The organism is Streptococcus cameli (assembly GCF_053207365.1).
In genome coordinates this window covers 23,296-49,140 of record NZ_JBRUIM010000001.1, presented here as the reverse complement: position 1 = coordinate 49,140, position 25,845 = coordinate 23,296, and the positions used below count along the sequence as shown (strand labels likewise).

At 42.1% G+C, this 25,845-nt stretch carries 21 protein-coding genes, 1 tRNA gene and 1 other RNA gene; 5 read left to right on the top strand and 18 right to left on the bottom strand.

Translation table 11 applies throughout. The features are described 5' to 3' along the window. Nucleotide 1: 1 nt before the first annotated feature. From ACVR1I_RS00230 to troA, 9 genes are all read right to left on the bottom strand, one after another. The gene (locus tag ACVR1I_RS00230) at nucleotides 2-916 is read right to left on the bottom strand and encodes an ABC transporter permease (RefSeq protein ID WP_447442049.1); all 915 of its coding nucleotides are present in this window, start codon (nucleotides 914-916) and stop codon (nucleotides 2-4) included. A gap of 147 nt (nucleotides 917-1,063) precedes the next feature. Beyond that, on the bottom strand, nucleotides 1,064-2,047 hold the full coding sequence (locus ACVR1I_RS00225; RefSeq protein WP_447442983.1) for a LacI family DNA-binding transcriptional regulator: 984 nt from the start codon (nucleotides 2,045-2,047) through the stop codon (nucleotides 1,064-1,066). A gap of 347 nt (nucleotides 2,048-2,394) precedes the next feature. Beyond that, complete coding sequence (leuS, locus tag ACVR1I_RS00220) at nucleotides 2,395-4,896, bottom strand: leucine--tRNA ligase (protein WP_447442048.1); 2,502 nt, start codon at nucleotides 4,894-4,896, stop codon at nucleotides 2,395-2,397. A 115-nt stretch (nucleotides 4,897-5,011) separates the two neighbouring features. After that, nucleotides 5,012-5,902, bottom strand: a complete 891-nt coding sequence (locus tag ACVR1I_RS00215; protein ID WP_447442047.1) for a diacylglycerol/lipid kinase family protein — start codon at nucleotides 5,900-5,902, stop codon at nucleotides 5,012-5,014. A 26-nt stretch (nucleotides 5,903-5,928) separates the two neighbouring features. Beyond that, a complete protein-coding gene (locus ACVR1I_RS00210; RefSeq protein WP_447442046.1) occupies nucleotides 5,929-7,824 on the bottom strand; it encodes a M13 family metallopeptidase in 1,896 nt (631 codons plus the stop codon). A 93-nt stretch (nucleotides 7,825-7,917) separates the two neighbouring features. Beyond that, nucleotides 7,918-8,757, bottom strand: a complete 840-nt coding sequence (gene troD, locus ACVR1I_RS00205; RefSeq protein WP_447442045.1) for an Mn uptake ABC transporter permease TroD — start codon at nucleotides 8,755-8,757, stop codon at nucleotides 7,918-7,920. Continuing rightward, entirely contained in the window at nucleotides 8,750-9,610 is an 861-nt protein-coding gene (troC, locus tag ACVR1I_RS00200; protein ID WP_447442044.1) for an Mn uptake ABC transporter permease TroC, read from the bottom strand. Before troC ends, troD begins: the two co-directional genes overlap by 8 nt. 9 nt (nucleotides 9,611-9,619) lie before the next feature. Further along, complete coding sequence (gene troB, locus ACVR1I_RS00195) at nucleotides 9,620-10,366, bottom strand: Mn uptake ABC transporter ATP-binding protein TroB (protein WP_447442043.1); 747 nt, start codon at nucleotides 10,364-10,366, stop codon at nucleotides 9,620-9,622. An 18-nt stretch (nucleotides 10,367-10,384) separates the two neighbouring features. Continuing rightward, a complete protein-coding gene (troA, locus tag ACVR1I_RS00190) occupies nucleotides 10,385-11,317 on the bottom strand; it encodes an Mn uptake ABC transporter substrate-binding protein TroA (protein ID WP_447442042.1) in 933 nt (310 codons plus the stop codon). A 135-nt stretch (nucleotides 11,318-11,452) separates the two neighbouring features. On the opposite strand from troA, the gene ACVR1I_RS00185 reads away from it, so the two are divergent. Continuing rightward, a complete protein-coding gene (locus ACVR1I_RS00185) occupies nucleotides 11,453-12,106 on the top strand; it encodes a metal-dependent transcriptional regulator (RefSeq protein ID WP_447442041.1) in 654 nt (217 codons plus the stop codon). A 30-nt stretch (nucleotides 12,107-12,136) separates the two neighbouring features. Here the strand turns inward: ACVR1I_RS00185 and dtd are convergent, their stop codons facing one another. The 8 genes from dtd to ACVR1I_RS00145 form a co-directional block, all read right to left on the bottom strand. Continuing rightward, a complete protein-coding gene (gene dtd / locus ACVR1I_RS00180) occupies nucleotides 12,137-12,580 on the bottom strand; it encodes a D-aminoacyl-tRNA deacylase (protein WP_447442040.1) in 444 nt (147 codons plus the stop codon). A 151-nt stretch (nucleotides 12,581-12,731) separates the two neighbouring features. Further along, the gene (locus ACVR1I_RS00175; protein WP_447442039.1) at nucleotides 12,732-14,933 is read right to left on the bottom strand and encodes a RelA/SpoT family protein; all 2,202 of its coding nucleotides are present in this window, start codon (nucleotides 14,931-14,933) and stop codon (nucleotides 12,732-12,734) included. A gap of 397 nt (nucleotides 14,934-15,330) precedes the next feature. Beyond that, nucleotides 15,331-16,071, bottom strand: a complete 741-nt coding sequence (locus ACVR1I_RS00170; RefSeq protein WP_447442038.1) for a 16S rRNA (uracil(1498)-N(3))-methyltransferase — start codon at nucleotides 16,069-16,071, stop codon at nucleotides 15,331-15,333. 81 nt (nucleotides 16,072-16,152) lie between these two features. Then, entirely contained in the window at nucleotides 16,153-17,361 is a 1,209-nt protein-coding gene (locus tag ACVR1I_RS00165; RefSeq protein WP_447442037.1) for a glycosyltransferase family 8 protein, read from the bottom strand. Between the two features lie 83 nt (nucleotides 17,362-17,444). Then, on the bottom strand, nucleotides 17,445-18,398 hold the full coding sequence (gene prmA / locus ACVR1I_RS00160) for a 50S ribosomal protein L11 methyltransferase (RefSeq protein WP_447442036.1): 954 nt from the start codon (nucleotides 18,396-18,398) through the stop codon (nucleotides 17,445-17,447). 24 nt (nucleotides 18,399-18,422) lie between these two features. After that, a complete protein-coding gene (locus ACVR1I_RS00155) occupies nucleotides 18,423-20,183 on the bottom strand; it encodes an ATP-binding protein (protein WP_447442035.1) in 1,761 nt (586 codons plus the stop codon). 11 nt (nucleotides 20,184-20,194) lie between these two features. Next, on the bottom strand, nucleotides 20,195-21,409 hold the full coding sequence (locus ACVR1I_RS00150) for a hypothetical protein (RefSeq protein WP_447442034.1): 1,215 nt from the start codon (nucleotides 21,407-21,409) through the stop codon (nucleotides 20,195-20,197). Nucleotides 21,410-21,432: 23 nt separating this feature from the next. Then, the gene (locus ACVR1I_RS00145) at nucleotides 21,433-21,903 is read right to left on the bottom strand and encodes a DUF3013 family protein (RefSeq protein ID WP_447442033.1); all 471 of its coding nucleotides are present in this window, start codon (nucleotides 21,901-21,903) and stop codon (nucleotides 21,433-21,435) included. Nucleotides 21,904-22,047: 144 nt separating this feature from the next. Between ACVR1I_RS00145 and ACVR1I_RS00140 the strand changes: the two genes are divergently transcribed. The 4 genes from ACVR1I_RS00140 to ACVR1I_RS00125 all read left to right on the top strand — a co-directional run bounded on the left by ACVR1I_RS00140 (nucleotide 22,048) and on the right by ACVR1I_RS00125 (nucleotide 24,545). Next, a complete protein-coding gene (locus tag ACVR1I_RS00140; protein ID WP_447442032.1) occupies nucleotides 22,048-22,830 on the top strand; it encodes a polysaccharide deacetylase family protein in 783 nt (260 codons plus the stop codon). Between the two features lie 69 nt (nucleotides 22,831-22,899). Continuing rightward, nucleotides 22,900-24,177: a replication-associated recombination protein A gene (locus ACVR1I_RS00135; protein ID WP_447442031.1), complete on the top strand. Its 1,278-nt coding sequence runs from the start codon at nucleotides 22,900-22,902 to the stop codon at nucleotides 24,175-24,177. 94 nt (nucleotides 24,178-24,271) lie between these two features. Beyond that, nucleotides 24,272-24,465: non-coding RNA, 6S RNA (gene ssrS / locus ACVR1I_RS00130), on the top strand. Nucleotides 24,466-24,472: 7 nt separating this feature from the next. After that, nucleotides 24,473-24,545: transfer RNA gene (locus ACVR1I_RS00125), tRNA-Lys, on the top strand. A gap of 123 nt (nucleotides 24,546-24,668) precedes the next feature. Here the strand turns inward: ACVR1I_RS00125 and ACVR1I_RS00120 are convergent. After that, complete coding sequence (locus tag ACVR1I_RS00120) at nucleotides 24,669-25,838, bottom strand: sialidase family protein (RefSeq protein WP_447442030.1); 1,170 nt, start codon at nucleotides 25,836-25,838, stop codon at nucleotides 24,669-24,671. Nucleotides 25,839-25,845: the final 7 nt, after the last annotated feature.

Here is a 25,845-nt window from a genome sequence, read left to right as displayed (position 1 = left end):
ACTAAATCCCTTCTCCATCGTTTAATTTTTCAACGATTTTATTGACAGAGAACAATAAAATCATATTGATCACTGAGTTAAAGAGGCCAACTGCTGTTGAGTATGAATAATCGCCAGATACCAAACCAACTTTATATACATAGGTTGAAATAATCTCAGATGCAGTTAAATTCAATGAGGTTTGCATCAAGAAAGCTTTTTCGTATCCGACGTTCATGATATTCCCTGCAGCCAAAATAAATTGAATGACCATAATTGGTTTTAAGGCTGGTAAATCAATATGGCGAATTCGTTGGAAAATATTTGCTCCATCCAATTGAGCTGCTTCAATCAACGATGTATCAACATTGACCAAGGTAGCCGTATACAAGGTTGAAGCCCAACCCATTCCTTGCCAGATTCCACTGAAAATATACAGAGGTCTAAAAAAATCGGGATTGGTCATGAAATTTACCTTCATTCCAAATATGGATAAAATGGAATTGACAGGCCCTTCCATTGAAAAGAATAAAAATATCATCCCGACAATTACAATAACTGAAATAAAGTTAGGAGCGTATAAAATCAATTGAATTCTTTTCTTAGCTTTCTCACTCAATAACTGATTCAGCATAATGGATAAGATTATGGGTGGGAAAAATCCTAGCACTAATCCATATACACTCAATTTCAAGGTATTTCCTAATAGGTTTAAAAAATTAGGAGAACTCAAAAACTTTTGAAATTCTTCAAATCCAATCCACTCACTGCCCATTACTCCTCGCAAAGGGTTAAAATCTTTAAAGGCAATCAAGACACCATACATTGGAATGTACTTAAAAACAAATGTTAAGAGCAATCCCGGAACCAACATCGCTAACAAAAACCGCTGTTCCCTCAACTTTTCAAAAAAACTAAATCGACTAGTTTTTTGCATAAGATTCTCCTTTTTGGAAACGTTTCAAATTTTGGTCAAAACACAATCCCTTGGGAGGGATCAGTCTTTTTTGGAAACGTTTCAAGTTTATTTGATTATATTGTAAGCGATTTCTATTCTTTTGTCAAGTATTTTTATAAAAAATTTTTATTTTGTAGTTCCGGCCGCTACGAAAGTGACCGGCAAGACCGTACGGGGACTTGGCTCTTCTCCACTTAAGAGGGTCAATAACGTCTCTACAGATGTTTTGGCCAACAGTTCCAAAGGCTGGCGGATTGTCGATAGGAAATAGTCTTGGTCAATCGCAGGCTTCAAACCATCAAAACCAACCACTTGGATATCTTCCGGTACTTTTTTCCCCATCTCTTTCAAGACACGGATAATCCGCATAGCCATAAAATCATTGACCGCAAAAATGCCATCAATCTGAGCATGTTCCAAAAGAAAATCCTGAATTTTGTCCTCTAAATTCTCAATCGGCTCCAAGAGGTCCAACTTATACAGTGGTTTTTTTGCTTCTTCTACCACTTGGTAAAATCCCTTTTTACGCAAATCTGTTTCATTTTCGTAGATATTTTTTCCGCCGATGTAAGCAAAATGGCTGACGCCACGGGCCAGTAATTCTTTAGCAGCCAACTGGCCACCACCGAAATTGTCTGATGATACATAGGGAACATCCTCTGAAAAGTGACGGTCAATACTCACGAAGGGCAGGTTTGAAGACACATACTGATCGATATCGGAATAGGTAATCCCGATAATCCCGTCGACCTTGTTGTTTTTCACCATTTCTAGGTATTCAATTTCGGTTGACACATCAGACTCAATATTGCAGATAAACATCTTGTAGTTTCGATCACTCAAATTCTTTTCCACATAATAGGCAAATTCAGAGAAAAAAGGGTGCCAGATACTTGGAATAATCAGGGCAATAGTATGGCTCCGATTGGTTTTTAATCCTCTAGCATACTCATCTGGCTGGTAGTTGAGCTCCTCAATGGCTGCTTGCACCTTTTCCAGCGTGCTCTCTTTTACTTTGATGCCATTGACAACACGAGACACTGTCCCAACCCCAACACCGGCTAGGCGAGCCACATCTTTCATGGTAATGGTTTTTTCTACATCTCTCATCATTTTGTCTCTTTTCCAGTATGATTTGCCCCTATTGTAACACTTTTTGAAATCGTTTTCTAGTTTTCATTTCTTTTTTCTTTATTTTTTCCTTTGCACTATCTCTTTGGCAAACGAAAAGACCGGCTCGTTTTGAACCAGTCTTTTCTAGGAGATTTATATGAAAAAGAAATTTTTGTAGTAGCTTCAACTACTATGCTAGTAGTATAATCCTCTGACCTTAAAAAAGCTAAAGGATTTCTTAAGCGTTTCTAAAAGAAAAAGGAGAATCGTTTCTCCTTTTTGCTTTATTTGGCTCAAACGCTCCTATGGAGGTTTCGAGGTTGGAAATAAGCCAATCAATTGGGTTACTTAATAACAATATTGACCAATTTATTTGGGACTGCAATCACTTTAACAATCTCTTTGCCATCAAGCTCTGCCTTGACCTTGTCGTCTGCCATGGCAATGGCTTCTAACTCGTCACGGCTAGCGTCTTTTGGTACCATGAGTTTAGCCTTGACCTTGCCCTTAATTTGGACAACAATCTCAATCTCGTCTTCGACCAGCTTGCTGTCATCATAGATTGGCCATGCGACGTGAGAGAGCGATTGACCGGACTGGGTCAGGATTTGCCAGAGTTCTTCACCCAAGTGCGGTGCAAACGGCGCAATCAGTTGAACAAAGCCTTTGGCATGCTCGCTATAAAGAGCATCTGCCTTGTTGGCGGCATTGACAAAAATCATGAGTTGGGCAATGGCTGTATTGAACTTGAGCTGCTCGATTTGCTCGGTCACGCTCTTCACTGTTTCATGATAAACCTTGTCTAGCTTACCGTCGTTTTCAGCAACGATAGCCTTGGTCGTGATCAAGCGGTAAACCCGGTCTAGGAACTTGCGTGAGCCTTCCAAACCTTCTTCAGACCAGGCGATAGAAGCATCCAGTGGTCCCATGAACATTTCATAAACCCGCAAGGTATCGGCACCATACTGGTCCACCACATCATCTGGGTTGATAACATTTTTAAGGGACTTGGACATCTTGGCAGGTCCTTGCTCCAAGGCTTCACCGGTTTCGATGTGGAAGTATCCACCGTCACGCTTTTCAACCTTGTCAGAAGCTACCAAGGCACCGCGGCTGTCGCGGTAGCTTGTACCCAAAATCATCCCTTGGTTAAAGAGTTTTTGGAACGGTTCCTTGGTCGGCACCACACCGATGTCATAGAGGAATTTGTGCCAGAAACGGGCATAGAGCAAGTGAAGCACGGCATGCTCAGCACCACCGATATAGATATCCACTGGCAACCATTGCTTGAGCAGGTCTTCATCAGCTAATTTTTCTGTGTTTTTAGGGTCAATGTAGCGGAGGTAATACCAGCTTGAACCTGCCCATTGTGGCATGGTATTGGTCTCACGACGGCCTTTGACCCCATCTTCACGGGTCACTTCCAGCCAGTCGGTAATGTTAGCGAGCGGTGACTCGCCTGTTCCTGACGGGCGGATGTCCTTGGTCACTGGCAAGACCAGTGGCAAGTCGCTTTCTGGCACTGCTGTTGAAGTCCCGTCTTCCCAATGGATAATTGGGATTGGCTCACCCCAATAGCGTTGGCGACTAAAGAGCCAGTCGCGCAAGCGGTAGGTCACTTTTTCATTGCCGACACCTTCTGCTTCCAACCAAGCGACCATTTTGGCAATCGCGTCAGCCTTGTTGAGGCCATCTAAGAAGTCCGAATTGATGTGAAGACCGTCTTCGGTGTAAGCTGCGTCAGCCACATTTCCCCCTTCAAGAACAGGGAGAATCTCAAGGTCAAACTGCTTGGCAAACTCCCAGTCACGCTCGTCGTGGGCAGGCACGGCCATGATGGCACCTGTCCCGTAACTAGCAAGGACATAGTCCGCAATCCAGATCGGCATTTCCTTGCCGTTGGCTGGATTGATAGCATATGCGCCTGTCCAAACGCCTGTCTTTTCCTTGGCGAGATCCGTACGGGCCAAATCAGACTTGAGGCTGGCTTGGCGTTTATAGTCCGCAACCGCATCTGCTTGGTCAGCTGTCGTGATGGCATCAACCAGGGCATGCTCCGGCGCAAGGACGGCATAGGTCGCTCCAAAAAGGGTATCCGGACGGGTTGTAAAGACAGTGAAATCCTTGTCTGTATCTTTGATCTTGAAAGTCACGTTCGCCCCTGTGGACTTGCCAATCCAGTTGCGCTGCATGTCTTTGATGGACTCTGGCCAGTCCACTTCCTCGAGGTCTTCTAGGAGGCGTTCTGCATAGGCTGTGATTTTGAGCATCCATTGGCGCATGGGTTTGCGGACCACAGGATAGCCACCACGCTCAGACGTTCCATCTGGCAAGACTTCTTCGTTGGCGATGGCTGTTCCCAATTCTTCGACCCAGTTAACTGGTACTTCGGCTTCATAGGCCAGGCCTTTTTCGTAGAGTTTGGTGAAAATCCACTGGGTCCACTTGTAGTAGTCTGGATCAGTCGTGTTGATCTCCCGGTCCCAGTCGTAAGAAAAGCCGAGGGCATTGATCTGGCGTTTGAAGTTGGCAATGTTTTCGGCCGTGAATTCGGCAGGGTCATTGCCCGTATCCATGGCATATTGCTCCGCAGGCAAACCAAAGGCATCCCAACCCATTGGGTGGAGGACATTGTAGCCTTGAGCCCGTTTGAAACGGCTAAGGATATCGGTTGCTGTGTAGCCTTCTGGGTGACCAACGTGGAGGCCCGCACCAGACGGGTAAGGGAACATATCTAGGGCATAAAACTTAGGTTTTGAGGCGTCAGTGCCTGTCTTAAAGGTATGATTGTCCGCCCAGTGTTTCTGCCACTTGGGCTCGATGTCTTTGTGATTGTAAGTTACCATAAGGTTCTCCAGTATTCTCAAAATATAATATCGTTTCTATTATATCATTTTTTAAGAAAGAATAGGCTACATCTTAGGCTACAAAACAGAAAAAAACTATCTTTTCAGATAGTTTTCAGCGTGCGTAGACTTCCAAATGCGATGGTAAGATTTCTACTGAAATCGGCAAGGTATCGCCTTCATCTCCATCAACATTGATGGCTAAGTTGACTTGTTTGTCGATCAGTTCAATTGAGCCTTTTATAAAGGTTTGGTAGACAAGATTCTCTGTTGATTGGCTCACCCCTGCAACCAAATCAGGCACTGCTTTTACTGTATCAAAAAGAGACTGATCCTTCACATACACTAAATGAAGTAGGCCGTCATCGACCTTGGCATTGGGTAAGATGGTTTCGAATCCACCAATTGAGTTGGTTAAGCCAATTAAAATGGTACTCGTTTTGATATCTGAGAGTTGCCCATCAAGTGACAAGTGATAATCATGAAAATCCGTCGTCAGCAACTCCCTTACACCAGATAGAAAATAGGCTGCTTTCCCCCATTTGGTTTTCTCTTCAGGGTTGACATTGTTTATGGACTCTGGAATAGTGCCAATCGCAATAATGTTCATGAAATAACGGTTATTGACTTTCCCAATATCCAGGGGTCGAACAACTTCCAAGTCTAAATTTATAATTGCTTCTTCGGGGTCCAAAGGCAATCCCAAACTCCGGGCTAAGTCATTGACCGTTCCAAGCGGGAAAAAGCCAAATTTGGGACGATAGTCCATTTCTGCGATTCCACTAATCCCCTCATTGACCGTTCCATCACCGCCCATCACAAAAATACTGTGGTAATTTTGTTGTGCAGCTTCTTTTGCAAACCGAGTCGCATCTCCTGCTTTTTCTGTATGCTTGACCAGCACTTCATCAAAATAAGACGCTAACTTGTCTATCGCTAGCTCTTCATAGGCTGGCGCTTTTTCGCCCCCTGAGCTAGGGTTCACAACCAATAACACTTTTTTCATGCCTATCCTCCTGTTTGAGCATTTCCTTACCAAATCACAACACGTTCCTCAGGTGAGCGCCACATTGGGTCTCCTTCTTGCACCTCAAATTCTGTATGGAATTCTTCAAAGTTGGTCAAGGTAACGTTGGTCCGGCATTTTCCTGGTGCATGTACATCGATCGCAATCAACATTTGCATGAATTCTTCACGCGCCTTCATCCGCCAAATACGGGCAAAGTTGATAAAGAAATCCCGAGCAGAGAAATCTACTTCTTTCTTAGCAGCTTCCAGTGCACAGGCCACACCACCCAAATCCGCAACATTTTCAGACACAGTGAGTTTGCCGTTTACCTTGGCACCATGCAATTCAATGCCGTCAAACTGGTCGATCACTTGATCAGTCCGTGTCTTGAAGGCCGCATAGTCTTCATCTGTCCACCAATTGTTTAGGCTACCGTGTTCGTCAAAAGATGCACCGTTTGTGTCAAAGGCATGGGAAATTTCATGAGCAATCACAGCTCCGATTCCGCCATAGTTGGCCGATGAACTTTGCTCCATGGCATAAAATGGTGCTTGCAAAATGGCCGCAGGAAAGACGATTTTATTTTGTTGCGGGCTGTAATAAGCATTGACCATGTGAGCTGGCATGCCCCACTCTGTCGTATCAACCGGCTTGTTCCACTTGCTCCAGGTATGAGCAACCGAAATCTTAGCCAAATTGCGGGCATTTTCCACTAAAGAGAGGGATTCATCAATGATTTTTTTCTCATAGGTAGCTGGTAATTTTTCAGGATACCCGATATGAGGGGTGATGACATTGAGTTTGGTGATGGCTTTTTCACGGGTCTCTGCCGCCAACCAATCAGCCGTTTCAAGGCGTGACTTGTATACCCCAATCATGGTTGCCACCTTTTCTTCTACATCGGCCTTGGCCTCAGGAGAAAATCGTTTGTCGGCATACCAAAGTCCAAGTGCTTGGTTATACGGTCCTTCTGCCAGATAATAAGCTGCTTTTCTTGCATTGGCCGCTTGCGGTGTCCCAGATAAAGCCCGGTTATAGGTACCAGATAGAATCCGGATTTCATCGGTTAAGTAGCCGTTCCAAGCCGTTGCTGCATCAACCACCAAACGGGCCTTGAGGTAGTCCCAATTGGCTTGTGAATAATAGGTGCCAGCGTATTCTTTCCAGAAGCGTTCTTCTGGTACAATGACTTTTTCAGGTACTTGGCCTAAAATCTCTGTGAAGATTTGGTCCAAAGGCAATTCTGGAGCAAGGGCTGTGAAGTCATTCCATTCATAGGGGTGGTAGAGTTCTACATATTTGGCCCCTTCTTCTCGTGACAAAACATACTTTGCCACTTCCTTGTCAGAAGCAATAATCTTGTCCAGCAAATCCTTGATTTCTTCTGTTGAAAAACCAAATTTTGGCAAGAGTTCTTCTTGTTCTTTGCGCCAGACAGCTAACAATTCTGCTGCTTTTTCGTGGCCTTCCTCGTAGTAGGTCGTGTCTGGCAGGATAATGTTTGGAGCATAGGCCCAGAGCACATTGAGCTTGGCATTCATAAAATCTGGCGACACACCAAACGGCATCTCATTGGGTTTGACATCCATTTCAAAAGCTGCAATCTTAGACGCAAAATCAGCAAAAGAAGACAGGTTCTTATATTCTTCAATTTGTGGCAGAACAGGTTCCACACCAACTGCTTCTCTCTTGGCATAATCAGCTGTCATTTTGTGAAATTTGACAAAGTTTGCCAAAATAGGATCGGTCGGCAGGTCTTTTCCGTCCAACCACTTGTCTGTGGTGATCAGCATCAGTTCTTCAATCTCATCGGCTAAGTCAGAAAATCCCCCAGTCCGTGGTTTGTCATCGGGAATAACGGCTGTCTTGGCCCATTCACCATTGACAGCTTCGTAAAAATCATCTTGAAAACGTGTCATTTTTCTTCCTCTTTCTTTCATTCAATCCCTCTAAGACAAATCCAACTGATTTATCTTGGGATACCTTTATAGTACCAAAAAAGTCTAACAATATCACTTGTTAGACCAATTTTCGCGACCTTTTTTTAGAACCAATTGGAGGCAGTAAGTCAAGAGACTGACCACTGCACAAGTTCCTGACATGGTGAGATCAAATTGCCAAGCCAACTGGTAGCCGATAAACACATTGATAGCACCGATTATTTGGGCATAAAGGAGAAAGTCCCAAAAATGGCGAGACCACAAGAGGGCTCCCATACTCGGCGCAACCAGAAATACGATGACTGTCATCGATCCGATTGCATCAAAAGAGAAAACAGTAGTCATCGACACCAATAATAGCGTCACAAAAGAGATGAGCCGATACGATTTCCCAGATAAACGCAATTGCGTCTCATCAAAGAGATAGAGTTTGAGGCGGTGGTAAACTAGACTAAAAAACACCACATTGATCACAAGCATCACGGCTGATTTAACCATGGAAATAGGAAGCGAAAAACCTCCTATATCCATACGGTTTAAGGGTGCAAAGAGAACTTCCCCCATTAAAACCATATCCAAATCCAAATGCACATTACGGGCAAATACAGAGATCAGGATGACCGCTACCGAAAAGAGAAAAGAGTAGACGATTCCTGTTGCTGCGTCATGTTGCACCTTACTGGTATGCAAAAAATCAATTAACCAAACGGTCAACACCCCAAACAGGGCTGCCCCAACCATCAAAAAGGGAGAATCCAGGCTATGGCTGATAAAAAAACCAAGAACAATCCCTAATAAAACCGAATGAGACAAGGCATCGGCAATCATCGCTTGATCTTTCAAGACAAGAACTGAGCCAATTAGACTACAGGAGGCCGAGACCAGTAGCAAAATAATTAGAACTTCAAGCACGGCTATTCTCCTTTCGAACATAGGTCACATACAGAAAGGCCAAAAGGGTAAAGAAAGTCATAAAGACGATAATACTTGGCCCTGTTGACATTCCAGATACAACCGAACTAATCCATGTCCCAAGAAAGGCAGATAGCAAAGAGACAAGGCTAGATAGGACAAGGGTCTTCTGATAGGATTTCCCAAGAAGCAAGCCCAAAACAGCTGGGGTAATGAGAAAACTACTCATCAAGACAGCTCCAACCACTTTTAAACCGACCGAAATCAAACAAATCATCAAAAACATGGTCAACTGTTTCAAAAAGCGGACTGGAACACCAACCGTTACCGCAAATGTCTCATCAAATAAATAAAGCTTGAAGGATTGGTAACAAAGAAAAAACAAACACAGGCAAAGAAGTGAAACAAGGCTAATCAGGACAATATCCTCTTTATGGATAAAAGCTGCCTGACCAAATAAATAGGTCTTAAGCCCTGCTTGACTGGCATTTTGGTATTGGGCATTTCCTTGAACATATTGCTTTAGGACCATTCCCAAACCAAAAAAGGAAGATGCTACCATGGCCAAAATATTGACCAAACTTTGTCCGCTATTTTTACGAATCCACAAGACCAGACCATAGGAACAATAGCCTGCAAATACCGCACCAAGCATGAGCAAAAACGGATTGCGTGATTGAAAGAGCATGTAGGAGAAAATGACTCCAGGATAGGAGGCATGGCCCAAACTATCACCAATCAAGCTTTGCTTGGTCAGAACACTAATGGTTCCAATCATACTCGTTGCCAGGGCTAAAAAAGCGGTCCCCAAGGCTACTGTCCAGAAGGAATACTCCCTTAACACATCAAACATAAGCCCCTCCTATTCTTTTTCTCGGAAGGTCTGTGCTTGCAAACCATAAGTTTTTTGGTAATTCTCATCTGTCAGTACCTGTGACATGGCACCTGCAGCTACAACTGTCTTATTCAACCAGACCATATAATCAAAATAGGTCTCTAGACTAGACAAATCATGGTGAATCACAATCGATGTCTTTCCTTGGTCTTGAAATTCTTTGAGTGTATCCATAATAATCTGCTCCGTCAGCTGGTCAATCCCAGCCAAGGGTTCATCCATCAGGTACAACTCCGCTTCTTGAGCCAAAGAACGTGCAATAAAAACCCGTTGTCGTTGGCCACCTGATAACTGGTCAATCTGACGATTGCGGACTTCTTGCAAATTCATCTTCTCAAGAGCTGCTTCAACAATTTCTTTGTCCCTACGACTCGGACGTTTTAAAAAGTGAGAGATATGAGAATACCGCCCCATCAGCACAATTTCAAACACCGTCGCTGGAAAATTCCAATTCACTCGGCTAGACTGGGGAATATAGGCCACTTTCTTGCGAATAACCTCCTCAATATTCCCAGTCTCACCAAGCAACTCAATCCGACCGCTCGTTACTTTTTCAAGACCTAAAATAGCCTTCATCAAACTGGATTTTCCAGCCCCATTGGGGCCAACAATGGCTGTTCGTGTCTGGGTTGGAATGGTCAAATTGACCTGTTCCAAGGCAGAAACTGACCCGTAGGACAAATCCACTTGTGCAAGTTTTAGAGCTGTTTTCATGAGTTTTCCTTTGTTATCTTATTTTAGATATGTCACCATCAACTCTGTGTTGTGTTTGTACATATCGATGTAGGTTTCTCCGTCTTCGCCCTCAGGAGCAAGAGAATCAGAGAACAATTCTTTCCCATGACCAGTGACCACTTCAACATTTCCACCTTTTGCTGCAACTGCTTCTTGCAATTTCTTCATGCGTTCAGGGTTAGTTGTTGATTCTGTAAAGATTGCTTTTACGTTGTGTTCAATAATCAGGTTTACGGTTTCAATCATATCACTGTTTGCCACTTCAGAGTCTGTGCTGACACCTTGAGGGGCGTAAAGTGTAAAGCCATAGCTACGAGCAAAGTAGTTAAAGGCATCATGTGGCGTTACCAAGTAACGGCTATTTTCAGGAATTGCTGCCAATTGTTCTTTGTTCCAAGCGTCCAATTCATCCAATTCAGCAAGATAGGTACTTGTGTTTTCCTTGATTTTATCTGCCTTCTTTGGTAAAACACGTTGCAATTCTTCAGAAGCAACTTCTACTGCAGATTTGTACAAAGCAATGTCAAACCAGAAATGAGGGTCGATGACAGATTCACCATCTTCTTCCATTTTACCAATTTCTGACTCTTTAAAGTCTTTTGAAACTGCTACACCTGATTTTTCTAATGCATCAACCATTTTTCCTTCAAAATGAAGCCCATGGTATAAAACAAGATCTGCTTCTTGTAGTTTTTTCAAATCACTTGATTTTGCTTCGTACAAGTGTGGATCCTCACCGGCAGGAATGATTAATTCGCGTTGAATGTCATCGCCTGCTAATTGATGAACCATATCATACAAGAAAGATGTTGTTACGGTTACAACTGGTTTTTCAGTCGCAGAAGCATCCTTGGAAGGCTGATTTTGACAAGCCCCCAAGAGAACAATAGAGAGGATTAAGGACAATCCTGCTAAACATTTTTTAAACATAGAAACCTCCATATGTTTTATTAATTAGAAAGTTAGGTTTGCCTAACTACCGTTTTAATATATATTAAATAATCATTTTTGTCAACCTTTTTCAGTTTTTTTGATATAATAAAAACAGTAGAAAGTGAGAAGACTATGACTCCTAATAAAGAAGACTATTTGAAGTGTATCCATGAATTGGGACTTAAAGAAGAAAAAATTTCGAATAAGATGATTGCTGAGAAAATGCAGTTTTCAGCACCTGCAGTCTCTGAAATGATGAAAAAGCTAATCGCTGAACAATTGATTTCAAAAGATAGCAAACTCGGATACACCCTGAGCCAAACGGGGTTAGATATGGTGGCCGACTTGTACCGCAAACACCGTCTCATCGAAGTTTTTTTAATCAACCATTTGGGTTATTCTGCCAAAGAAATCCATGAAGAAGCTGAGGTCTTAGAACACACGGTCTCAGATAATTTTATCAATCGTTTAGAGAAATTTCTAGATTTTCCAGCCATTTGTCCTCATGGGGGAACCATTCCTGCACAAGGGCAACCATTGGTCGAACAGTACCAAACATCCCTTGATACCATTACAGAATCTGACACTTATCAATTGGTAAGAGTTCATGATCATTTTCAATTGTTACACTACTTAGAAACACACGGTCTTGCTATATCCGACACTTTCCAAGTAAACCAAATCGATCATTTTGCCCAAACAATTACTATTTCCTTAGATGGCAAAGAATTGGCTGTTCCACTCTCCATCGCTAAACAACTATACGTAGAAAAACCAGAGGTCTAAGCTCTGGTTTTTTGAACCAGAACGATTCATCTATTTTTGTTTTGTGTCAAGTATGATTGTAACTGGACCATCATTGACCAAAGAGACCTGCATATCTGCCCCAAATTCTCCTGTCTCAACAGGGACAAAGATAGATAATTTCTCATTAAATACTTCGTAGAGATGGCGAGCCAAATCTGGTTTGGCTGCACCCGTAAAGGCTGGCCGATTCCCTTTTTTAGTTTCTGCAAAGAGCGTAAACTGGGAAATGGACAAGATCTGTCCCCCGATATCCTGAACAGACAAGTTCATCTTGCCTGCTTCATCTGAAAAAATCCGCATCTGGCTGATCTTTCGGACCGCATAGTCTACATCTTCTACCGTATCATCGGGGCCCACTCCTACTAAGAGGAGAAGGCCTTTTTGAATCGCTCCGACGGTATTCTCATCAATACGAACATAGGCTTCGGACACCCGTTGAATAATTACTTTCACATTTTCCTCATTTCCTGTCTAAAAAACCACTGAACCTTATTGGAGAACAGAGCACCTTTCCTTATTTCCCGATTAAAAAGGTCACCCGGACCTTGTTGAGGAAAGAAACTCCTTTCCCCATTTCCCGATTAAAAAGGTCCCCCGGACCTTTTTAACCATTCGTTCGTTTAACGGAATAGACCTCTGGTACAGATTTGATTTTATCTACTACTGTTGTGAGGCTGGCGAGGTTTTCGATTCCGAAGGAAACGTGGATGGTCGCAAACTTCATGTCTTTGGTCGGTTGGGCATTAACAGTTGAAATGTTCTTGCTGGAATTGGTCAAAACTTTCAAAACATCGTTCAAAAGACCAGAGCGATTGAGGCCATAAATATCAATATTGGCCATATATTCCTTGGAGCTATTTTCAGCTTCCCAATCCACATCAATCAACCGCGCTTCGTAATTGTCTTGGCTCTTGAGGTTCATGCAGTCCACCCGATGGACAGCCACTCCACGTCCCTTGGTAATGTAGCCTGCAATGGTATCACCCGGAACTGGGTTACAACACTTGGCGATTCGGATAAGAAGACCAGATGCCCCTTCAATTACCACGCCACCTTCGTGACGGATTTTCAAGCTATCTTTGTTATCTTGTTTAACTTCACCACCGTTAACTAACTCATCCGCAACCGCTTTTGCCTTAGCCCGTTCGGCTTCCCGGCGTTCTTTTTCCGTCAAGCGATTGAAAATCGAAGTAGCGGAAACTTCACCAAAACCAACTGCCGCAAAAAGAGCATCGTCTGTTTTGTAGCTAGTTTTTTGCAAAACTTCGTCCATGTGCTTGCGGTCAAAATATTGATTGGCCACATAACCATTTTCCTGCAAGAGGGCTTGAACCAATTCGCGTCCTTTGGAAATCGAGAGTTCCTTGTCTTGGTTTTTAAAGAATTGCTTGATTTTATTGCGGGCCTTGTGGGTCTTCACCAAGTTAATCCAGTCCCGGCTCGGTCCAAAGGAATTGGTGTTGGTCACGATTTCTACCTGGTCACCCGTTTTTAGCTTGGTTGTCAACGGCACCATGCGGCCATTGACCTTGGCGCCTGTAGCTTTTTCTCCAACCTTTGTGTGAATCTCATAGGCAAAGTCAATCGGAACAGAATCCTTGGGCAATTCACGGACAGAGCCGTCTGGTGTAAAGACATAAATGCGTTCTGTGAAAATATCTTCCTTAACCGAATCCACAAAGGATTTGGCGTCCCCAGAATCGGCCTGCAATTCAATCAAATTGTTGATCCAACGTAGCTCGCTTTGTTTAGCAGTCGCATTGCCGCCACGCTTATAGGCCCAGTGGGCCGCAACCCCGTATTCAGCAACCTGGTGCATTTCCCGGGTCCGAATCTGGAATTCAATCGGGCCTTTTGGTCCATACACAGTCGTATGAATGGACTGGTAACCATTGGCTTTGGGATTGGCAATATAGTCCTTGAACCGGCCTGGCATGGGACGCCACAATTCATGGATATAGCCCAGCATGGCGTAGACATCACTAGCCGTTTCCATAATGCAACGAATGGCAATCAAGTCGTAGAGTTGGTCAAAGCGTTTTTTCTTATCATGCATCTTCCGATAAATGGAATAGATGTGCTTGGGACGACCATTGACTTTTCCTTCAAGATGGCGCTCTCCTGCGTATTCCTTTATTTTATCAACGACTTCAGCCACCAGTTGCTCCCGCTCCTGACGTTTTTCAGACATCATGTGGGTGATTTTGTAAAATTCAACTTCATTGAGATAGCGGAAGGACATGTCTTCCAGCTCCCACTTAATAGAAGAAATCCCCAAACGGTGAGCAAGTGGAGCATAAATCTCCATGGTTTCTCGGGAAATCCGCTCCTGCTTGTCCTTGCGGAGGTGTTTGAGGGTCCGCATGTTGTGCAGGCGGTCGGCTAATTTCACCAAGATGACCCGCATGTCCTTGGACATGGCAATCAACATTTTCCGGTGGTTCTCCGCTAGTTGTTCTTCGTGCGACTTGTATTCCACTTTACCAAGCTTAGTTACCCCATCGACAATCATCCGTACTTCAGGACCAAAAGCGGCTTCCATATCGTCTAGAGTGACTTCTGTATCTTCCACCACATCGTGCAAAAAACCACAGGCAACTGTGACGGCATCTAGTTTTAGGGTCGCTAAAATACCCGCTACTTGAATCGGATGAATGATATAGGGCTCGCCAGACTTACGGTACTGTTCTTTGTGGGCATCGACCGCGTAGTCCAGTGCCTTTTGAACAAAGTCTCCATCCTCCTTGGGCATATATTGACGGGAGAGAGCAACGACTTCTTCTCCTGTCATGTTTATTTCTTTCATATTTACAGAATCCTTCTTTCGTGATTAGTATCATTTTAACACTTTTTACCCGAAAGAAAAAGGCGGAAAACCGCCTGATTGTGCTATAAGAAGAGAAAATAAACTTTTAGTAAGTAAAAAAGGAAATCCAGTACAAAATCCTTGGAATCATATCCAAAATGTCGACCTCAAAACGATGACCGATCAAGAATATTTGTCCATGATCCTTTTTGACAATCAACCCTATCTGAGCAAACTCAGTCCTTTCCAACGCATGCTCTGCAAAGTCAATCTTAAAATGGCATCCCTCTCGGCAATAGTAACTTCATTACTGGCCAATAAGAGACCTATCAAGAAATCAAAGTCCGCTTCAGCGACAAATGGAAACACTAGAAAAAACCTTGCGGTGCAAGGTTTTTTAATTCATCTCCAAAGCATAACTCACTGCCGACAGGGCATAAAGCGGAGCCGTTTCTGTTCGCATTATCCGAGGGCCAAGGCCCACTTTGATGCCACCAGAAGCCTCAAAGGCATCGATTTCCTGCGGTGAAATTCCACCTTCTGGGCCAAAGACAAAGAGGAGTTTTTGGCCCGGTGTGACCAAGGCTAATTCCTGAGCCAGCGCAGAGAGTTCTCCTGCCTTAGCGGTTTCCTCATAGGCGATAAAAATTTTGTCAAAATCAGCAAGGCGATCTAGTAAGTCTTTCTTGCTGTCAAAGAGTTTGACTTCTGGCACACGGTTACGTTTGGACTGCTCTGCAGCGCCTAAGACAATCTTGGCCAGCTTGTCCTCTTTCTTGGCCAACTTCTTGCCGTCCCACTTGACCACAGACCAGTCAGCAGGATAGGCCCAGATAGCCGACGCGCCCAGTTCGGTCGCTTTTTGACTAATGAGCTCTAGCTTGTCGCCTTTTGGAAAACCTGAAGCGATGGTCACCTCAACAGGCATCTCTACAGTTTCTGCTAACTCTTCCACCAGTTCAAACTGCTGGTCTTGGCTGGAGAGGACGCGTGCCAGGCGTTTCACCCCATCATCAAAAACCAAGACCACCTCATCACCTGTTGCCAAGCGCATGACCGAAAACATGTGCTTCGCTGTTTCCTTATCAGTGATGGTCACTGGATTTTCTGCTTTTCCTTTTACAAAATACTGTTGCATCGAGCCTCCTCTTTCGTTTCCATCTTTTCTCTGCCAAAATTTTTATGGTGGATTGTTTTGCTTATCGTAACAATAGCGATATTAGCAATTATTTTTAAGCCAGTCAATCATATCTGCAACATTTTCTCTAGCAAATAGGGTACTTCCCCCAGAAGCATCTTTGCTTAGGAAGTCAAATGCCACAATTGGCTTTTCAAGGGCATGAATTTTGGAAATAATGCCTCCAACCTCTGAACCATAGCAAATATCTAAATAAGCGTCACACTCTTTCATTAAATCTTCTAAGATAAAATCTAAAACAACTGGATGTATCTTTATGTTTGGATACTTTGTCAGAGCAACAACATTCGGAGAAAATTTAGTATGAGCTGCAATATGGAATTCATGCTCTGGCAAAGATTTAGCCAGTGTTTCTAGTTGTTCGATATCTCCACTATTGGTTAAGGTCAAGTATTTCTTTTTAGGACGGACAGATAGGGGTCTTGTTCCCATCGCAATCTCATGCCATTCTAAATCATAGTAATACCACCACAATTCTTTTTGTTGCATCCAGCAATAACTAGACCACGGCTTGTCCACAGAACAGTAATGTAAAATAGTTGGCAATTCAGTAATCTTACCAAAATTATGCCCCCTTCTTTCCCAAGTATTATTTAAATTTGCGACTAATAAACAATTATAATTCACACCTAAATTCAACCAACTATCTTTGAATACAATATTTAAGACACTTTGGTCCCCAAGACTAATCTTCTCTTTGACTTCATGGAAAGTATCCATCAATTGTTGGGAGATATTTTCTTGTCGGCAAAGGCGATTATTAAACAAGATAACACCCGAATTGAAGGTATCCTCAATCCCAAAAAACCACAAATCTGTCTGCTCATCACAGTCATTGACTGCAGCGATTTTATTTCCTTGAAAATCAATCGAAAACAAATGCGTGATATCCCCTGTGACAATAATATCACTGTCTAAATAAAGGACAACATCCTCTTCTACAACATCTGAGACTAAAAATTTAGAATAGGCTGCATTTGAAATATGTCCGTGCGTATGCCCCTCCCATTCGATTGGTGTAACTTTTGCATCAACAATCTCACAATCAAGTGCAGCAAGTTTCCGACGAACGGATAAAAACCAACCTTGGGGATAATCATTATTCAAAATATAAAAGCGAATGTTGCGATTATGGGCACAAATAGACTTCATTGTGGTTAAAACCTTATCAGCATATTGAAAATCTACACAAAATGCAACGGCATACTTCATTTGTTGTTCTACTACCATTTTTCCCTCTCAATGTTCCTTAAAGTCATCTTTTATTAGTAAAAGTATCATTTAAATGAATTACTTACAAAATCCTGTTGCATCTAGCCTCCAATCACACCAGAACGATCATCCGTCTTCTTAAAGACGCAGCAATTCCACTCACCTTGCACCATATGGGTTTCAAGGAAAAAGCCTGCGCTTTCAGCTGAATCTCGGACCATGTCCCATTTTTCAGAGATGATACCAGACATAATCAGGTAACCTTCGTCCTTGACCAAACGGTAGGCATCTTCTGTCAGGTGAATGAGAATGTCTGCCAAAATATTAGCCACGATGACATCCGCCTCATGGTCCACACCTTTTAGAAGGTCGCCTGCTGCCACATGGACATTGTCCATATTGGGATTGAGCTCGATATTTTCTTGAGCCACACGCACCGCCACATCATCCAAGTCATAAGCATAAATCTCTTTTGCCCCTAGGAGTGAACTAGCAATAGAAAGGACACCCGAACCAGTCCCCACATCAATCACGGTCTCCCCACCGCGAAGGACTTGTGACAGGGCAAAAAGGCTCATCTTGGTGGTCGGGTGGGTCCCTGTCCCAAAGGCCATGCCTGGGTCTAGCTTGATGATGTTTTCACCCGCTCCCGCTTCATAGTCTGTCCAGCTTGGCACAATGGTCAAATCGTGGGTAATGCGAGCAGGCTCGTAGTATTTCTTCCAGTTGTCTGCCCAGTCTTCCTCGGCTAATTCTTGGCTAGAAATCTGAATGTCTCCAGCATCCACCCCAAAATCCGCTAACGCTGCAAGACCTGTCTCCAGCTCTGCTTTGACAGCATCTAAATCCACTGTATAAGGATAGTAGGCGGTCACCGCAATTCGGTCGGACTGTGCCACTTCCGGTACAATCTCTCCGAACAAATCTTCCTTGTCGAGGTAGTCTGCCGTGTCGCTAATGGCCACACCCTGACTTCCCGTCTCAATCAATAAGTTGCTCACCATCTCCTCTGCCTCACGGTTGATGGTGATGGTTAATTCTTGCCAGTTGTTCATATGAGTCTCGTTTCCAATTCTGTCTTAAAGTAATTCATCAAAGGTTATATCTTTCCATTCTTCTTTCCATAAAGTAAAGAATTTCACATCATCTGATTTAGGTGTTGGGGCAGCATCTTTTATTTTACAAATAGTTGGTGTTGTAAAGGCATCACCAACCAGCAGGGCTTCTCTCTGTTCTAATGACGACAATTCATCTCCAAAATTCATAGAAGCTTCGGGAAGAAGTCGTTTGACATAAGATTGATCATCTGGATTTGTTAGTCTCATAATAATAAAATTTGTGCATTGTGAAAAGACAGTACTAGATAATTCTGACGGTCTTTGGCTAACAATCATTGCAGACAAACCATATTTTCGCCCCTCTTTTGCGATACGTTCTACCGCTAATCTTGTATTTCTATATCTAGTTTCGTTATTTCTAGGTATGTATTTATGAGCCTCTTCATACACTACCATAAAAGGAGTATCATTATCACCAGATTTCTTAGTTTTTGCATATGAAAAGTCAAATAGCATACGTGAAACAATTGATACTACAATTGATACAATTTCAAACGGAATGGAGCTTAAATCAATAATAGTGATATTACTTTCGTTTTCAGGAGTATAGCCAATAATATTTTGAAGATGTTCTATGAAAAGTTGCTTTGATGTTTTTTCTTTTTCCATTTTTGCATGTAAAAGAAATTTTAGCCTCTTATCTTTTAACTTTGTCTCCATCCTAGAAATAAAGCGCTCAAATTCTCCATTGAAACCTCCAGCCTTTGTAATCTTTGCTCCAAATACAGTTTTTGTAACTTGACCGGAAGAAGGTGCAAAATCAATACTATCCCACCATAAACTATCAAACTCCTCTAGCGATTTAGGACCACCTTCTGTACCTATGATGGCTAAAAACTCTTCACCATCTTTACTAAAGTGTGTCTGGGCATTTTTATTTTTGATATAATTTAGTACTTCGTTGATATCAAAGTACACTGGTGTATCGTAAGTAATATTTTCAAGGTTAGGATTATGATGCTTCTTATTTTCAGTAACAGCAAACTTAAACTGCGAAACTTGGTTATAAGAATTTAAATCAGAGCTCTCAATAAACAGATCTTCTAACTCTTCGGAGTTCATTAACCAGTATGGAATCGTCAGAGTATTATCCTCAATAGATAGATAGTGTGAATTCGGAAAAGCACTTCTATATTCTCCATGAATGTCAAACAGTAGGAGGTGAGTATTATTCTTTTCTTCATTTTCTACCTTTAATTCCTGTATAACTTTTGCTACAGTGCACGATTTCCCAGACCCTGTTGAACCAACCACTGCTAAATGTTTAGAGAATAACTTATCACCATCAGAAACAATATTGATATCGTCATTTATTCGATGTTTTGCAAAATCCAATGCAGCACCTGTCTGCATAGAGTAAATTAATTTTAGCTCTTCATCTGTTGCAATACTGATTCCATTAGGTGGAATACTGATGTCATGAATACCTTTTTTAAATACATCACCTTGTATTCTGCCAATTGGTTGAGTATTTAGTAAGAACTTACCTTGATATGAATTAATTTCTACTGCACTATTCTCAGGGTGTTTTTCAACCATCTTAAAACTTTTAACCTGACATAAAATATTATTATTATCGCCATCTTCAATTTTTAAAATTGAACCTAATTTTATTTCAGAAGATGTATTTTGTTGTTTCCACTTATCGAAATCAACGATTTCTATCTGAACTAAATTAGGTTCAAAACTTATAACTCTTAACTGATCATCTTTCGCAGTCATATTTACACCTCTTAATTATTAAAAATTGATAAAATACTGTTATTCTCTAATCCATTTAATAAAAATACTTTAGAAGAATTTTCCACTTCTATAGTCTCTCTAATGAAGAAATAGGCAGGATTTTTTAGTTCTATCTTTTTTTCCAGGTAGGTTTGTTTGGAAATTATCTTAAAATTATAATTTGTCTTTAAAATTTTTGGATTACCTGTGACGATGTACTCCCTATTAAAAACAGACTGGTCAAAACCATAATCTTCAAAACCATCATTAAAAACTAAAGCTAGATTCTCAGTTCGACTGATGGTTACAATTTCTTTCTTCAAATTAGACATATTCTCCACAATAAATAGTGGAACTCTTATATCATTTTTATTTTCTCTATAAGTAAACTTTTTAACTAAATTAGTTATCAACTGTGCAGTGTCATGACTATCATGATTATTGATAACAAAAACATGGTCAACTGAATTTTTCTTAACATTTTTGTTTTTTAATTCTTCTTTTATTTTTTTAACAACAATTTTTTCTCCATACAGGCGTTTCATTAACGAAAAATCATTTTGCTTTTTAGTAGAGCATAATTCATTAATAAATTCGACTTTAGTAGTCCACCTATTGGATTTTTCTTTTTGTCGTGACTTCTCATTAACCCACTTATAAGCAAATGGATAAACTTGACACTCACTCTCTTTGTCTGAAATATTCAAAGTATCTCTAATTAATGCAATCACTTCTTTTTCAAGAGCTTCAAAATCAGGAACTTCTTGCAGTTCAAATTTAGAAATGAACGAATTAATTTTACAACTATCTTGATAATCCTCATCAGGGACAATCTTACCTTCATCATTTTTTGTTGTAATCTGATGCTCTTTAGAAGCTTTTATTTTAAACATTTTTTGAAAGTTACTTACATTTATTTCAAAATTATTATTTTTCCCTTTGATAAATAATCGGTATTTATAAGAACTATTTTCATGTTGCAAAAAATGATTATACATCAATGTAATCGGCTTTGCCACCAAGCTATTACTTAAATTTTTCTCTTCATGATATTTATACTGAATTAAATCAATTTCGTCCGATTTGATAACATCTAAATCTTCTATACCTTCTAATAAAAATTTTTCTTCCTCACCACCACTTAACATGTCTTTTATTGTGTGCAAAAATTGATAGCTATAACCTAAAATAGCTGAATTTGCTTGTCTATCTTGCCTACCTGACATTTACTATACCTCCATAAAACCTCCTAATACCTTGGATATCCGTAATACTCCGTCTCAAGGATCTCTGCTCTGCCTTTTTCAAAGGCTTGGGCATCCCATTTCAAGCCAAAATCAACCGCGGTCTCGTCCGCCAAGAAATCCATGAGGTCACTCAAGCCATCGGTCGCCGTATCATTTAAGAACTGGGCAAAGTAAGCCAAAAACTCGCGCGACAAGCCCTTTTTCGGCTCATAAGGAATAGTCACCAAGTAATCATCCGTATCAAACTGCGATTTGGCAGGATTGTAAAAGAGGACATAGTCTTCAAACACGATGTCTTCTGTCGTTGCTTGTCCCTGATCGTCAATGGTTTCAACACCTTGGGTATTTTGGGCTTCTAGGACAAAGGTTACTTCCACTGCGTGGTTTTTCTTGTCCCAGTCCATGGCAAAATCATAATCCAACTGCTTGTCCAATTCTTCTTCTAAAATCGTTAAAAATCCAAATTTACTCATTTTTATCCCCTTTTCATTACTTCTATTATACCACTTTATAGGGCTTTCCATCTCAACTTTCCTAAAAAAACAAACCACAAGTCTAGCAAGCGTTTTTAAAGCTGCTTTGTTGTGGTAAAATAAGGATAGGAAGGAGGGATGATCATGAAAAAACGTTCTGTCTTTTTGATAACAATCGGTCTTTGTTTGGCCCTTACAGGCATTGGAATTTGGGGCATCCGAAAGGCGCAGCAAACACGCTTTAACGAACTCTTTCGTGTGCAGAATTTGGCTATTATTGAGGATACACCCATTGATGCCATTGGACACCTTGTTAGCAACCCTACCGAAACACAAGTGCACATCTTCACTCAAAAAGATGACAAAACTGCCATTAGCCAATACATCAAAACAGAAGTTGAGCAGACCCGCATCAAGAAGCAGAATCTGCTCTTTCAAGAATGGGTCATCGTATACCCACAAACCCTACCTAGCAATTTAAAAAATGTCACCGCCTACGAGGTCGTCAGTCAAACCTACCGAACAAAAGGCTTAGAGGTCTACTTGGCCAAGGAAAAGCGTCCAGAGACTTTTTACGCTACGGAAGCCGGTCAAGAAATTACGCTCCATGATCTCATTGCAGACAAAAAGCAATTTCAACAGACTTTGGCAAGTATTCTTCCAGCGACAAGCGAGCCGGAAGCCTTGGCTGCCCATGAGCTGCTCCTTCAGGAGTTTGAGCAAGGAGATTGGTCCAACATCAATTTTCGGATTGAAGAAGATACCTTGCTACTGGACAAGGCTACCATTTCTCTCTCCGTTTTCGTAGACAGCCTGAACACAGACTATTTCAGTGAGGAGACGCTAACAGTCTTTCGTTCCAATGAGAAAGCTCTACAAGAAATGCAGTCGTCTGATGAAACCGTCACCTTTTATTATGATAACTAACAAAACACAGCCCATTTGCTGTGTTTTTTGGTATAATAAAGCCACTGAAAACCTTGAGGAGGACCCAACATGCCAGACAATCTTGCCCTACGAATGCGGCCCAAAACCATTGACCAAGTTATCGGGCAAACCCACCTGGTCGGTGAAGGAAAAATAATCCGTCGTATGGTGGAAGCCAATATGCTGTCCTCCATGATTTTATACGGACCGCCCGGGATTGGGAAAACCTCCATCGCCTCAGCCATCGCAGGAACAACCCAGTTCGCCTTTCGGACCTTTAATGCTACCACCGATACCAAAAAGCGACTACAAGAAATCGCTGAAGAAGCCAAATTTTCGGGTGGCTTAGTTCTTATGCTCGACGAGATTCACCGGCTGGACAAGACCAAACAAGACTTTCTCCTGCCCTTGCTGGAAAATGGCTCCATTATCATGATTGGGGCCACGACCGAGAATCCCTTTTTCTCCGTGACACCAGCGATTCGAAGCCGGGTGCAAATTTTTGAGCTGGAACCCTTGTCCAATGAAGAGATCAAACGGGCTATTCAAACAGCCCTTACTGATAACGAACGTGGCTTTGACTTTGAGGTGACCATCGAAGACCAGGCGCTTGATTTCATTACCACCGCAACCAATGGGGATTTGCGCTCTGCCTTCAACTCCCTTGACTTGGCGGTTATGTCAACCAAGCCAAACCAAGACGGAAAGCGCCACATCAGCTTAGACACGGTTGAAAATAGCCTGCAACGCAGCTACATTACCATGGACAAGGACGGAGATGGTCATTACGATGTCCTTTCTGCCCTCCAAAAATCCATCCGTGGCTCGGATGTCGATGCTAGCCTCCACTATGCTGCCCGCTTAATTGAGGCTGGAGATCTACCCAGTCTGGCTAGACGGCTGACCGTCATTGCCTACGAAGACATTGGCCTGGCCAATCCAGAGGCCCAAATCCATACCGTTACAGCCTTAGATGCCGCCCAACGAATTGGCTTTCCTGAAGCCCGTATCTTAATTGCCAATGTGGTGGTCGACTTAGCCCTGTCACCCAAGTCCAATTCAGCCTACCAGGCCATGGATGCGGCCTTGGCTGATTTGCGGAAATCCGGTAGCCTTCCCATACCACGCCACCTTCGGGATGGCCACTATGCTGGTAGCAAGGAATTGGGCAATGCCATCGAATACAAATACCCACACGCCTATCCTGAAAAGTGGGTCGACCAACAATACCTACCAGATAAGCTCAAAAGCGCCAGCTATTTTACCCCAAATGATACTGGAAAATACGAGCGGGCACTAGGGATGACCTTGGAGAAAATAAAAGAATTAAAAGCTGGAAAACACTAAGAAAAAGAGGATTTTTTAGTAAGCGTTTTCTAAATTTTCGATTTTCTCTTGAATTTTTTTAAAAATGTGATACAATGAAAGCATAGAAATAGAAAAACTGCTGTGGTATACGAATTCATACCTATGTGTTGACCGACTATTTTTGTATTACTAGGGAAACAAGAGATTTCAAGCAGTATGCAAGCCGTCTCACACGGAAGCGACTAAGTTTGAAACGCGTTACCCACCTGCTATTTTTGCGCGGGATCAATACAAATCATGAATTACCGGTACCAATACAGCATTTTCTTTTTTTGCCTCCTTAGCTCAGTTGGTAGAGCAGTAGACTCTTAATCTATGGGTCGCAGGTTCGAGCCCTGCAGGGGGTATGTTGATATGTGGAAGAAGTCCGAGTACTGCCTCGGGCTTTTTTCGGTTTTTTGTCAAAAAAGAGAACACCTACCTAGCTAGCGTTCTCTTTTTTATACTCTCAATAATGATAGAACTGGTCTTTATTTTTCAACTCCAGCACCTGAAGTTGGATTGTAGAGGCCTTCGCTCTCACGTTTGGCGCCAAATAGGTCTTCCAGTGAGAAACGAACATATTTGACACACAATCTGTTTCTGTAAGCATATACTAAGTGGAGCAAACCATCTTTTGTTTGGTACAAGGTTGGATACTCGTATTGCTTGTTGTTGGTTCTATTTTCAGCTCCAATGTAGCCTTCCGCCTGTTCAAAGACACGACCAATTGGCCAGGTTTTGCCAAAGTCTTCTGTAATAGATACCGCAACTGGATTGCGTAATCCTGGCCAAGAGACTTTCCCGAACTCAGCGTTGCGACTGGCATTATCATTGTAAGCCAAGGCAATTTCTCCAGATTGCAATTTGATGGCTGAGATGCTGGCATTGTTGTTGTCTAAAACCGTTTTTTCAGGTACTGTCCAGCTATCGCCGAAATCATGTGATTCACTGATATAGACATTGTCTGCAAAGCGACTACGCATAAAGGCAACAAGGTGACCTGGCTCTACTTCAATTAAGTTAGCGTGAACACGTCCAGCACTATCTGGCATGCGGACTACTTTCCAGGTTTGACCTGCATCATCTGATACTCGGAATTCAGTTGGATCATTGGTCAATCCTTCTGGTGAATCTTCACAAATCCATGTTGCAAAAATCCAACGACCATTGCTCAAAATTTGGATGGCTTGTCTTGAGAAGGTTCCTTCTTCAGGGAAAAGAACTTCTGGTTCACTCCATGATTGGCCTTCATCGGATGATTTTTGCACCATGATAATTGATGTGAACTGCATGTTGTCCTTGCCTTCTTGACGGCTCAATTGTGATGTGTAAATCAACCAAATTTGCCCTTCTGGATGACGGAAGAAGGCTGGGTTTTGTTCTGAACGGTCTTCTCCTTTTGAAACAATAACAGCTTCAGACCAAACTTGGGTTTCTGGATCTAATTTGGATACCGCAATTGAGATATCCCCAGATCCTTCAAAGGATCCTGCAAACCATGCACATAGGAGCCCACCATCTTCTGTCTCAATCAAGGCAGGAGCATGGGCTGTCGCATTCCCACCGGTAGGAATAAGTCCGAAATCAATATTCAAAAACTCATCACGGTAGACAATACCATTTGGTTCTGAAACACGTACACTTGGAAGTTTAACCATTTTTTAT